The following is an 11,016-nucleotide window of genomic DNA, read 5'->3' as shown; positions in this document are numbered from 1 at the left end:
GCAAAGCCCAAGACAGTGGCGAGCACGATGGCGAGGCCGTTTTTCTGGAAGGCTTTCCCGGCGGCACGTGGAAAGGCGAACTCCTCCCAACTGTCTTGGCGCACATCGGCCAAGGCTTGGGGCAGGTTCAGTTCAAACTCATGCGGGGCGGTGTATTGGCAGGCATAGTAGCAGCCCCGGCAATTGTGACAGAGGTTCGCCAGTTGCGTCAGATCCCCGTCCGAAAAAGCGCGTTCGGCTTGCAGGGCCGGGAAGACCGAGCAGTACCCCTCGCAATAGCGGCAGGCGTTGCAGATTTCGGCCTGACGGCGGGCCTCTTGGAGTAGATCAATTTGCATGGGCTGCGGCCTCCTTGCCTGCGATACGTCCGAATACGGTGCCGATGGTCATGCCGAAACCGGCGAGGTAGCCTTGGCCCAGAATCGACCCGGCCATGGTTTCGCCCGCCGCCCAAAGGTTGCTGACAAGGCGGTCGTTGATGGAGCATTGCGCGTTTTCATCCACCTTCAGCCCGAGATAGGTAAAGGTGACGCCAGTGCGCAGCGAATAGCCGTAGAACGGCGGCTGGGTGATGGGGCGGGCCCAATTGGTCTTGGGCGGGGTGAGGCCGGAAGTGGCAACGCCATCAAGCTCAGTTGGGTGGAAGCTGCTCTGATCGCCGCAGGCGGCGTTGAACTCGGCCACGGTCTGCTTTAGCGCGTCGGCGGGCAGGCCCATTTTGCCCGCCAGTTCCGCCAGCGTGTCTGCCTTGATCGGCGGGAACACCGAGGGCATAAACAGGTTCAGCGATTTGGCATCGATGATGACATAGCCCACCTGATCGGGCTGGGCGGCCACCAGACGGCCCCAGATGGCATAGCGTTTCGGCCAGACATCCTCACCCTCATCATAGAACCGCTGTGCGTCTTTGTTGACGACGATGGAGAAGGGCACGCAATCCAGCCGCGTGACGATCCCGCCATCGAATTTCGGTGCCCGCCCGTCGATGGCGACGGCGTGACATTGGGTCGGGTCGCCAACCTGCGCGATGCCTTGATCCAGCAGATCCGCCAGAACCACGCCGCGGTTATAGGGCGTGCCGCGGATCAGGAAATTCTTTGCCGCTGGCCCCCATGCCCGCGCCAGCCAATCGGTGTCGGCCTGAAATCCGCCAGAGGCAACGACGACGGATTTGGGCGAGAGGCTCTTGGCGGCCCCCTCATGGGTATAGTCCACCCGCGTTACCCGGTCGCCTTCCAGCTCGAGGTGGGTCACGGCAGCTTCATAGAGCACCTCCACGCCCAGCCCTTCGACAGTGCGGTAATAGGCGTTCACAAGGCTTTTGCCACCGCCGCGAAAGAAGGCGTTGGTGCGGGCCAGTGACAGGGTGCCCGACAGCGAGGGCTGAAACCGCACGCCATGTTCTTCCATCCAAGGCAGGCATTCCTCGGAAGAGCGGATGGCGAGGCGTGCGAGATGTTCATCCGTCTTGCCACCCGTCACCTTCATCAGATCGGCGAGGTATTCCTCTTCGGTGTAGCTTTCGACCAATGGGCCCAAGGGGCCATGGTGCATGCAGCGGAAGTTGCGGGTGTGGCGCGAATTGCCGCCCCGGTAGGGTTTTGGCGCGGTTTCAAGGATCAGCACGCGGGCGCCGTGTTCGGCGGCGGTGATCGCGGCACAAAGCGCCGCATTGCCGCCGCCGGTCACGACGATATCGTAGGTCTCGGTCACAGCAGGTCTCCGTCATAGGTCTCATCGCGCGTGGGCTGTGCGCGCAGGGCGCGCACCCGGACCCGTTGGGCCGCTTCGATATGCGCGCGCATTGCCGCTTCGGCGAGGGCGGCATCACGGGCCTTGATCGCATCCAGAACGCCAAAATGTTCCTCCACCGCTTTCTCGGCGCGGTCAGGATCGGTGAGCGTCGTCGGGCCGAGGATCATCAGCGTCTTTTGCAGCGTGTGAATCGACCGGGTCAGAAAACGATTTTTCGCGGCGTCCAGAAGGGCGGCGTGAAACTGGCGGTTGAGTGTGAAAGCTTCGGGCACATTGCCTAGGGTGGCAAGCTGCTGGTTCATGTCCTGCAACTCTTCAATCTCGATGTCCGAGGCAGCGCGGGCGGCCAGCCGCGCGGCGGTGCCCTCCAGCACGGCGCGCATCTCGTAGAGTTCCATCACCTCGGCGTAGTCCAGCGTGCGGATGCTCGCCCCCTGCCGGGGGATATGCGCCACGACGCCGTCTGCCTCTAACTGTCGGATCGCTTCGCGCACGGGGGTGCGGGAGACGCCCAGACGGTCGGCCAGTTCGGTTTCACGCAGCCTGTCGCCGGGGTTCAGCCGCCCGGCACGTAACTCATCCATTAGTTGAGCATAGGCAGAGTTGCCCTGCGGTGTGCGGTCTTCTTCGCTCATAAAACGCCCCCAAAGGTCATTATTGCATACAGGTGGATACAATAGTATGCAATAACGATCAAGTCCGATAAACTGCAGGAGTGGACCCCATGCGCATTGCCCAACCAACCCGAAGCCGGTCGCTTACCCTCATCCCCGCCGGGGCTGGCACTTTGGCCTTCTGGGCGCTTGATCTGCCGCTACCATTCCTTTTCGGCCCTATGGCCGCCTGTCTTATCGCGGCGCTGTCGAACCTGCCGATCAAAGGCTTCGGTCAAGTTTCGGTGGCGGCGCGCACGATCCTTGGGGTGGCGGTTGGGGCTTCGATCACGCCTGATCTGTTTCACCAACTTCCACAAATGGCGATGTCGGTGGCGCTGGTCCCGGTCTTTATCGCGTTGATCGGGATTATCGGCGTCCCGTTCTTTCGGCATGTTTGGGGGTTCGACGGGCCGACAGCCTATTACGCCGCGATGCCGGGTGGCCTGCAGGACATGGTTATCTTTGGCACCGAAGCGGGGGGCGATCCGCGGGCGCTGTCGTTGATCCATGCCACGCGGGTGCTGATTATCGTCACCCTCGCGCCTGCCTTCTTGACGCTGGTTTACGGAGCAAGGCTGACCAATCCTATCGGCGCGCCGGTGACGGAACTGCCAGTGGGAGAGATGGCCCTGATGGCCGCCGCCGCCCTGATCGGCTGGAAGGGAGGAGAGCGGATTGGCCTGTTCGGTGCCTCGATCCTCGGCCCCATGAGCGTCACCGCTGTCTTGTCACTGGCTGGCCTGATCCACAGCCGCCCGCCCGCCGAGGCCATCCTGGCCGCGCAGTTCTTTATCGGCTGCGGGATCGGCGTGCATTTTCTGGGCGTGACATGGCGCGAGCTGACGCGGGTGGTGCTGGCGGGCATCGCCTATGTGCTGGTGCTCGCCGTTTTGGCCGCAGGTTTCACCGGGCTTGTCACTTGGGCCGGGTTGGGTAACCCGGTCGAGGCATTCCTTGCTTTCGCGCCGGGCGGGCAGGCCGAGATGACGGTGCTGGCCATCGTGACCGGTGCGGATTTGGGCTTTGTCATCACCCACCATCTGACCCGCATCGTGCTGGTGATCGTCGGCGCGCCGCTGGTTGCGGGGTTTATGGCGCGTAGACGGAAGGGTTGATCATATGGATCGGAGCGCCTGCCGCATAGGCGTTCACCTGTTCGAAGATATCCGCGAATTGCTTGTCGAATTCATCCTCGGTGACAAAGCCGATATGCGGGGTGGCGATCAATCTGGGATGCGAGAGCAGCGGGTCGTTGGGATCGGTCAGCGGCTCGAAATCAAAGACATCCACCGCCGCCGCGCTCAGATGCCCGGCGTTAAGCGCTTGCAGCAGCGCGCCTTCGGCAATCAGCCCCGCGCGCGAGGTGTTCACCAATACCGCGCGGGGCGACATGGCGCTGAGGTCGTCGGCGGTGACACTGCCGCGCGTCTCAGATGTAAGTCGCAGATGCAGCGAAACCACGTCACATGTGCCGAAAAAGGCCGCGCGGCTCTCGGGCACGGTCTCGCCATCGGCTTTCGCCCGCGCGCGTCCGGCGTCGGAGCCCCACCAGACAACTTTCATGCCAAAGGCGCGGGCATAATCGGCCACAACACGCCCGATGCGCCCATAGCCATAAAGCCCCAGCCGCCGCCCGCGCAGGCTGCGCCCGACGCCCATCTGCCAGTTGCCCGCCTTGGCGCTTGCCATCTGCTGCGGCAGTTGCCGCATGGCTGCAAGGATCAGCGCAAAGGTCAGTTCCGCCGCCGCATGGTTGGCCCCATCCGCACCTTTGTTGGAACACAGCAGCACGCCCTGATCGGTGCAGGCCGCGACATCCACATGCGGATAGGCGCCGCGCTGCGAAATCAGGCGCAGGTTTGGCAGACGCTCCAGCAACCCCCGCGTCACCTTGGTCCGCTCGCGAAAGAGTACGACGCAGTCGGCATCCTGTAAACGGTCGGCCAAGATCGCCTCGTCAGGCTGATGATCCGTCCAGACGGTGACATCATGCCCCGCCAGCAGGTCAAAGCAGGGCAACCCGCGCAGGGTGTCGAACCAGTCGTCGAGTATATGAACCTTCATCCCTGCACCCTATGCTGAAAGCGCGTTGATCGCTTTGCTGACCCGTTTGTGCAGGATCAGCAGATCGGGGTCGCGGTCTTTTTGAGTGTTGAGGCTGGCGATCAGCTCGGCACGCAGTTTTTCCAGATCACGGCGGGCGATTTTGATTTTCTCGTAGTTGGTCATCATTTGCTTCTCAATGGGACAACAGAACTGGGATTTTGATCTTTTCCAGCACCTCGGCGGTCACGCCACCAAGGAAATCTTCGCGAAACTTGGAGTGTTCATAGGCACCCAGCACCAGTAGTGAGGGATCGTGCCGCTCGCAATAGGACAGCAGAGTCTGTGACACCGGATGGGTTGTCGGAAAGTCTTCATGCACCGCTTCGACGCCGTGGCGGTCGAGGTGGGTCATCAAATCGGTGATCGGCCAGGATGTGCGTTTGCCCACTGTCAGAACGCTGACCCGGCCATCGGCCTCAAGCAGGCGCAGGCTGTCTGACAATGCCCGCGCGGCGGCGCGACCACCGTCCCATGCCAGCGCCGCGTGGCTGTGCTGCGCGCCTGCGTCATAGCCCGCGGGCACCACGATCACCGGACGCCCGGACTGCAAGGCGATGCGGTCCGGGTGGTGGGTCACATGGGCGTCATCACTCTCGGTACGGGCACCGACGATCAGCATGTCGTAGTACCGCGCGCCTTCGGAAAGCAGCATGTCGATGCGACCGGTCTCTTCGCGGAAATCCAGCGCGTCGCCCAGACCGAGGGCGGGGCGGAGTTCTTCGAACCGGCGGATGACCTCGGCCAAGATTTCGTTGTTGGCAGCCTCCAACAGGGCGCGGGCCTCTTCAGGAATCCAGCGGGAACGACGGTCGATCACCTCATGCGCAGTATGCGCAAGGATCGCCGTGACATGCGCGCCGCGCCGTTTCGCGAGCGAGGCCGCATAGCGCAGCGCGGCGACAGAGGCGTCGGAGCCGTTGAAGGCGACAAGAAGATTCATCACGGGCATATCAGCGGCCCTCCCAGATGTGCGAGGGGACAAAGACACAGCCATCCGCCAGCTTGCGGGCCGTCCGCAGCAGCCCGGCGGAGTTCAGCGCGAAGCCGTCGGACGTGTCGTAATCCACCAGCACGTCAATCGTGCCAGAGGCATGTTCGAGCACAACGTCGGCGGGGCTTTGAATGGGGCGTTCCAACAGGCCATCGGCCACACTGCCGGGCGTGAGCGCGCAGGAAGCAAGACATTGAGCCCCGGTCACCGCCATGGAGGGGTGCGTGTTCCACGGCATGAAATAGCGCGTCGCGATGGTGCCACCGTTCTGGGCTGGGGCGAGCAGACCGAACTTGGGCGTGACGGATTTTGCCACGTCTCCCATGCCCATGGCGGCCCCGGCCTGAAGGCGGATGGCTTCCATACGGGCAAAGAAATCCGTGTTCGCGTCAAGCTCGGCCACGCTCTCGTACCCCGTCAGGCCAAAGTCCGCCGCGCGGGCAATGACCATCGGCATGGCCACATCCATGCAGGTGACTTCGATCCCGTCAAAGGTATCGCGGATATTGCCCGTGGGCAAAAACGCCCCGGTCGAAGAGCCGACGACCCCCATGAAGTTCAGCGCCACGGCTGCACCGGTGCCGGGCACGCCCGCGATCTCGGTGTCGCCGTCATAGGTGAGCACGCCGCCGGGGGTAAGCACTTTGGAGAGCACCTTGGCCCCAGTGTTGACGGCGTGGATCTTCACATCTGTCACATCGCCGGTGGGCTGGACGAGGCCCAATTCCACCGCCGCAGGGCCAACACCCGACAGGATGTTTCCGCAGGTCGGTTTGAAATCGACCAGCCGATCCTCGACCGAGACTTGGGCGAAGAAATAGTCCACATCGGCCCAACCGTCGTCTGAAGGCGATAGCATCGCGACCTTGGTGGTGACCGCCGCGCCGCCGCCGATGCCGTCGATGTTGAGCGGATGGCCGGAGCCGACCACAGCGAGCAGCACTTCGGCGAGGGTTTCGCGGTCTTGGGGCAGATCCGCGCGGTTGAAGTATGGCCCCCGCGAGGTGCCGCCGCGCATGAAGAGATAGGGGATAGCAGTCTGTGTCATCTCTAAGCTCCTCAGTTCAGCGGCCAGGGCAGATCGACTGCGCCTTGCAGCAGACCCGGCGGGAAATCACGGTTGAGTGCCCCGGCCATGACGCACATCAGCGCGATGCCGCAGGCCGTCAGGATCAGGGTTTTCGGCCAATGCGCCTGTGCGCGAACCCGCAGGAAGCTGATCAAAAAGCCCAAGAGCGCGAGGATGAAGCCGACGAAGTATGTGGCGACGATCAGCCCCACGAACCACGCCAGCGTGCTCCAGAGGCCATAGGGCGCATCCGCGTCCTCGCCCGAGACTTCCTTGTCGGCAAAGATCGCATCGCTTTCGGGACGCAGGATCATCTGCACCAGCAAGATCAGTAGCGCAGCCAAGGCGATGCCCCCCACGACCAGCGGCACGATCTTGTCTGTCATGTTGTAGTCGGGGATTAGCGAGGCATTGATCAGCGCGGCCACCACGTAGCCCATGATGATCAGCAGAAAGACCAACGGCGCGCGTTTGGAACCGGACTGAACATCGCCCTCGGCCATGATCGACTTGGCTTGACGCAGGCCCAGCACGACCGAGACCACGGTGATGATCAGCAGCACAATGACGATAGGGGAGAAGATATAGTCCATGCCATCCTCAAAGGATTTGCGGAACCGGAAAGACGCGATCTGAAACGCTTGGTTCGAGAATTTCTCGACCGGGTTGGACAGCACGAAACCGATGAGGAAAGCCGGGCGCGACCAGTCAAAGCGGCGCAGGAAGATACCGATCAGGCCGATCACGAAAAGCGCGAGGATGTCTTCGAAGTTCTGCCCCGACTGGAACGCCGCGAAAGAGATCAACATAAAGAGGAAAGGCGCAAGGTAGGTGAAGCGGATCGTCGTCAGCTTGGCGATGCCGCCCGAGGCCGCGATGCACAGCAGTGTGCCGACGACATTGGCCAACGCTAGCAGCCAGACAATCGAATAGGTAATGTCGAGGTTGTCGCGCAGCATCGAGGGGCCGACTTCGATCTCGCCGGACCCCAGCAGGGCGATGGCACCGATGAAGATCGCCATGGAGCCAGAACCGGGAATGCCGAACAGCAGGGTAGGGACCAAGCCGCCGCCCTCTTTCGCATTGTTCGAGCTTTCCGGCCCGATCACGCCACGCACTTCGCCTTTGCCGAAATTCGATTTGTCTTTCGTCGTTTGAACCGCGTGCCCGTAGGCGATCCAGTCAACGACTGACCCACCAAGGCCGGGGATGACGCCGACCACCACGCCGATCAGTGAGCAGCGGACCGACAGCCATTTGTTGGCCACCCAGTCGCGCACGCCGTCGCCCCAGCCCGCGCCGAGTTTGGCTTCTTTGGAAATCGCCCGGTCTTGGCGCAGGAGCGATACGATCTCGGGCACGGCAAAGATGCCAAGGCCGACGATCACCAGTTTCAAGCCGTCTGTTAGATAGGGGATGTCATAGGTCGCCATCCGCAGGGAGCCGCCCGCATCAGCCTCGCCGATGGTGCCAATGAGCAGGCCAAGCCCCGCTGCCGCCAGACCTTTAAGCGCTACGCGCCCCGCCAGCACCGCCACCATCGACAGGCCGAGGATCGAGATCATCAGCATCTCGGGCAGGCCGAAAGACAACACGATGGGACGCGCAACAACGATGAACAACGTCAGGAAAGCCGCGCCGACCAGACCGCCGAAGAGCGATGAGGTGAAAGCCGCCGAAAGCGCCCGCGCGGCTTGGCCTTTCTTGGCCATGGGAAAGCCATCGAGCACCGTAGCTTGGCTGGCCGAAGAACCGGGGATGCCCATGAGGACGGAAGCGAAAGTGTCTGAGGTCGGCACGACCGCGACCATGCCGATCATCAGCGCCAGACCCAGCACCGGGTCCATGCCGAACATGAAGGGCAAAAGCAGCGACAGCCCCGCGATCCCACCGAGGCCGGGAAAGACGCCGACAGCCAGGCCCATGACGACGCCCAACACCAGATATCCCAGTACTACAGGTTGCAAAATTAGAGCCCATGCCTGGCCAAGCGCAGGCAGAGCGGTTGCGAACAGATCCATCGCACCGACCTCGAAATGTTAGATTAAAGGGAGGGGGTGGCCCCGGGGCGCGCCCGGGGCCAAGAGGGTTTCGCTTACTTCAGCGAAACGCCATAGGCTTCTTGCAGCCAGTTGGTGACGAAGGCCTTCGCCTCCGCGGAGACGGTCGTGCCGCGCTGCGTCGCCTTTGCCGCGCCTTCACCTACGAAGACGGGGTATTTCCCGACGCGCTTCTCGGCGATTTGGGCGAAATCTTCGCGGTTGCGCACCGCGTCGAAGGCTGCCGTGTAGGTTTCGATCACGTCATCGGGCGTCCCTGCGGGGAGGAAGGCGATCTTTTGCACCGGAAAACCTGCGATGAAGAAGGCTTTCCACGCGTCCCAAGCCTCGCCCTCGGTCGCGCAGCCCTCGGTGGCTTCGCAGACTTCCTTGAAGGTCAGGATGTCGGGGAAAGTGGGGTCACGAACGATGTTGCCATCGTCGTCCAGCGCGCCCCATGTCATCATCGGCACGGCTTGACCCTTTTCGACCAGATCGGCAGAGGCACCGAGGTAGCTTGACGAGGTCTGATAATCGATCGTGGCCTCGCCGCGCTCAAACATAAGACGGCCATCGCCACGGCCCTTGATGCCAAAGACCGGCTCAACATTCATGCCCAGCATCTCCCATGCCAGCAACGGCACGAGATCAAGGCGCGTGGCACCCTGCGAACCGTAGATGAAGTTGATGTCTTTAAGGTTATTGGCGGTGCCATCAAATTTTTCACCGTCCGTGGGGTTCAGATAGGCGACGCCCCCGGTGCCCGATGCCATGACAGGCTTCCAGTCGCTGTACTCATACCGCACACGCGGATCGTCCAGCAGATAGGGGAATTGGGTCGAGCCGGAGGTGCCGAAAAGAACCGTGCCCTCGTCATGCTCTTGCTCTTGGAACCAGTTGGCACCTTTGGTTGAACCCGCGCCCGGCATGAATTTGACCACGACGGTGGGGTTGCCGGGAAGTTCTTCGGACAAGAGCGGCGCAAAGAAGTTGGCCCATTTGGCCGAGCCGCCGGTTTCCGAGAAGGGGATGACCCACTCGATGGTTTTCCCTGCAAAGTCGACCTCAGCCAGCGCCGGGGCGGCAAGGCAAGCAGCAGATACAGCGGTTGCGGCGAAATACTTGATAGTCATTGGTGTCCTCCCGTAGACATTCTGTATCGGTCAGACTTTCACGCCTGCCGTAATTCGTATTTGTTTCAGGGAACGAATCCCTCCTCCAACACGGGCACACTGCCTTTCCAACCTTGCGCGAAACTTGCGCATCAGGATTAAGTTTTAATCATGCGCATTGCAGTCATCGAAGACAATGAGGCTCTGGCACAGGGAATTGCCCATCGCTTGCGCGATCGGGGCCATGCGGTGGACCTCCTGCATGACGGGGAAGATGCTGACATTTTCTTGCGACATGAGGGGGCTGACCTGATCGTGCTGGACTGTAACTTGCCCGGTTGTGACGGGCTGGAAGTTCTGAGCCGTCTGCGCCGCCGTGGCGATGGCACGCCAGTGATCCTGCTGACCGCGCGGGCGGAGACTTCAGAGCGAGTAGCAGGGCTGGATGCCGGAGCTGATGATTATCTGACCAAGCCCTTCGAGATGGATGAGCTCGAGGCGCGGCTGCGTGCCATGGCGCGGCGCAAGAACCTTGAGTTCGCGGCCCGCGACACGCTTGGCCCTTTGGTTTTCGACCGTACGAACCGTCAATTGTTGAAAGATGAAGCGCCACTGGCCTTCCCCCGCAAAGAACTGGCGACGCTGGAATGCCTGTTGGAACGGCGTGGCCGCATCGTGTCGAAATCCCAGTTGATCACCCATGTCTACGGCACCGGTGCCGCGCAGGAAGACAGCGCCATCGAGCCGCATGTGTCCCGTCTTCGCAAACGATTAGAGCCCTTCGGCATCCGCATCAAAGCCGCCCGTGGGCTGGGCTATATGTTGGAGGTCGACAGCGCATGACCTCGATGTCGCTGCGCTCTCGGCTTTTCATGTTGATCCTGCCGCCGCTGCTGCTGCTTTCGATCGTTCTGGGGTTTTGGCGCTTTGAAGTGGCGCAGCGCACTTCTGAAACCCTGTTCGACCGCAGCCTGCTGGCCGCGGCCTTGGCAATCTCTCGCGATGTGGCAATCTCAGGCGGCGATGCGCTTTCTCCCAGCACGCGGGACTTCGTCTCGGATGCCGGGGGCGGTGAGCTTTTTTACCATGTCACGGGCCCCGGTGGCATCTACATCACCGGCTATGCTTATCCGCCCGTTTCCGGCGGCCGGGCAGGCGAGGATCGGCTGGACTACACAATGTCTGAATACCGGGGCGAGCCGGTGCGGGTTTTGCGGATGCGCGAGAGCACGACCATCGGCAACCTCACGGGCGATACGATTGTCACGGTCTGGCAAAGGGACAGTGA

Annotated in this window: 11 protein-coding genes and 1 pseudogene; 3 read left to right on the top strand and 9 right to left on the bottom strand. The window is 62.1% G+C overall.

The annotated features are described in order from the left end of the window. The 3 genes and pseudogenes from B4F27_RS00155 to B4F27_RS00145 form a co-directional block, all read right to left on the bottom strand. Positions 1 to 338 (bottom strand): annotated as a pseudogene (locus B4F27_RS00155) (4Fe-4S ferredoxin); the annotation flags it as partial. Further along, positions 328 to 1,713, bottom strand: coding sequence for an FAD-dependent tricarballylate dehydrogenase TcuA (gene tcuA / locus B4F27_RS00150; RefSeq protein ID WP_286758532.1), 1,386 nt, complete (start codon positions 1,711 to 1,713; stop codon positions 328 to 330). The pseudogene B4F27_RS00155 and the gene tcuA, both read right to left, overlap by 11 nt. Continuing rightward, the gene (locus B4F27_RS00145) at positions 1,710 to 2,390 is read right to left on the bottom strand and encodes a GntR family transcriptional regulator (protein WP_037943456.1); all 681 of its coding nucleotides are present in this window, start codon (positions 2,388 to 2,390) and stop codon (positions 1,710 to 1,712) included. The genes tcuA and B4F27_RS00145 overlap by 4 nt, the downstream gene beginning before the upstream one ends. 89 nt (positions 2,391 to 2,479) lie before the next feature. Between B4F27_RS00145 and B4F27_RS00140 the strand changes: the two genes are divergently transcribed. Next, the gene (locus B4F27_RS00140) at positions 2,480 to 3,526 is read left to right on the top strand and encodes an AbrB family transcriptional regulator (RefSeq protein WP_286758531.1); all 1,047 of its coding nucleotides are present in this window, start codon (positions 2,480 to 2,482) and stop codon (positions 3,524 to 3,526) included. On the opposite strand, the gene B4F27_RS00135 is transcribed toward B4F27_RS00140, so the two are convergent. The 6 genes from B4F27_RS00135 to B4F27_RS00110 all read right to left on the bottom strand — a co-directional run bounded on the left by B4F27_RS00135 (position 3,501) and on the right by B4F27_RS00110 (position 9,749). Further along, complete coding sequence (locus tag B4F27_RS00135; RefSeq protein ID WP_286758530.1) at positions 3,501 to 4,475, bottom strand: D-2-hydroxyacid dehydrogenase family protein; 975 nt, start codon at positions 4,473 to 4,475, stop codon at positions 3,501 to 3,503. The two genes, B4F27_RS00140 and B4F27_RS00135, sit on opposite strands and share 26 nt — an antisense overlap. A 9-nt stretch (positions 4,476 to 4,484) precedes the next feature. Then, a complete protein-coding gene (locus tag B4F27_RS00130) occupies positions 4,485 to 4,643 on the bottom strand; it encodes a hypothetical protein (protein WP_286758529.1) in 159 nt (52 codons plus the stop codon). 7 nt (positions 4,644 to 4,650) lie between these two features. Further along, the gene (locus B4F27_RS00125; RefSeq protein WP_286758528.1) at positions 4,651 to 5,466 is read right to left on the bottom strand and encodes a universal stress protein; all 816 of its coding nucleotides are present in this window, start codon (positions 5,464 to 5,466) and stop codon (positions 4,651 to 4,653) included. Between the two features lies 1 nt (position 5,467). After that, positions 5,468 to 6,556 carry a 4-oxalomesaconate tautomerase gene (locus B4F27_RS00120; RefSeq protein ID WP_286758527.1) on the bottom strand — a complete coding sequence of 363 codons (1,089 nt, stop codon included), beginning with the start codon at positions 6,554 to 6,556 and terminating at the stop codon, positions 5,468 to 5,470. An 11-nt stretch (positions 6,557 to 6,567) separates the two neighbouring features. Then, positions 6,568 to 8,598 (bottom strand): tripartite tricarboxylate transporter permease, encoded by a 2,031-nt coding sequence (locus B4F27_RS00115; protein ID WP_005851803.1) that lies wholly within the window; start codon positions 8,596 to 8,598, stop codon positions 6,568 to 6,570. A gap of 74 nt (positions 8,599 to 8,672) precedes the next feature. Then, positions 8,673 to 9,749 (bottom strand): tricarboxylate transporter, encoded by a 1,077-nt coding sequence (locus B4F27_RS00110; protein ID WP_286758526.1) that lies wholly within the window; start codon positions 9,747 to 9,749, stop codon positions 8,673 to 8,675. 150 nt (positions 9,750 to 9,899) lie between these two features. On the opposite strand from B4F27_RS00110, the gene B4F27_RS00105 reads away from it, so the two are divergent. After that, positions 9,900 to 10,571: a response regulator transcription factor gene (locus B4F27_RS00105; RefSeq protein WP_009826179.1), complete on the top strand. Its 672-nt coding sequence runs from the start codon at positions 9,900 to 9,902 to the stop codon at positions 10,569 to 10,571. After that, a partial coding sequence (locus B4F27_RS00100) for a sensor histidine kinase N-terminal domain-containing protein (RefSeq protein WP_286758525.1) occupies positions 10,568 to 11,016 on the top strand: 449 nt, incomplete at its 3' end. The genes B4F27_RS00105 and B4F27_RS00100, both read left to right, overlap by 4 nt.

The sequence above is a fragment of the Sulfitobacter sp. UBA1132 genome, assembly GCF_002311545.1.
GTDB lineage: Bacteria > Pseudomonadota > Alphaproteobacteria > Rhodobacterales > Rhodobacteraceae > Sulfitobacter > Sulfitobacter pontiacus.
The sequence above is the reverse complement of the archived record's forward strand: the minus strand, read 5'-3'. Positions and strand labels throughout refer to the sequence as shown.

What these genes read in the sequence shown, in the direction of transcription:
- B4F27_RS00130 (WP_286758529.1), bottom strand. Translation starts at nt 4,643, where the DNA reads ATGATGACCAACTACGAGAAAATCAAAATCGCCCGCCGTGATCTGGAA.
- B4F27_RS00125 (WP_286758528.1), bottom strand. Translation starts at nt 5,466, where the DNA reads ATGCCCGTGATGAATCTTCTTGTCGCCTTCAACGGCTCCGACGCCTCT.
- B4F27_RS00145 (WP_037943456.1), bottom strand. Translation starts at nt 2,390, where the DNA reads ATGAGCGAAGAAGACCGCACACCGCAGGGCAACTCTGCCTATGCTCAA.
- B4F27_RS00115 (WP_005851803.1), bottom strand. Translation starts at nt 8,598, where the DNA reads ATGGATCTGTTCGCAACCGCTCTGCCTGCGCTTGGCCAGGCATGGGCT.
- B4F27_RS00135 (WP_286758530.1), bottom strand. Translation starts at nt 4,475, where the DNA reads ATGAAGGTTCATATACTCGACGACTGGTTCGACACCCTGCGCGGGTTG.
- B4F27_RS00120 (WP_286758527.1), bottom strand. Translation starts at nt 6,556, where the DNA reads ATGACACAGACTGCTATCCCCTATCTCTTCATGCGCGGCGGCACCTCG.
- B4F27_RS00110 (WP_286758526.1), bottom strand. Translation starts at nt 9,749, where the DNA reads ATGACTATCAAGTATTTCGCCGCAACCGCTGTATCTGCTGCTTGCCTT.
- B4F27_RS00140 (WP_286758531.1), top strand. Translation starts at nt 2,480, where the DNA reads ATGCGCATTGCCCAACCAACCCGAAGCCGGTCGCTTACCCTCATCCCC.
- B4F27_RS00105 (WP_009826179.1), top strand. Translation starts at nt 9,900, where the DNA reads ATGCGCATTGCAGTCATCGAAGACAATGAGGCTCTGGCACAGGGAATT.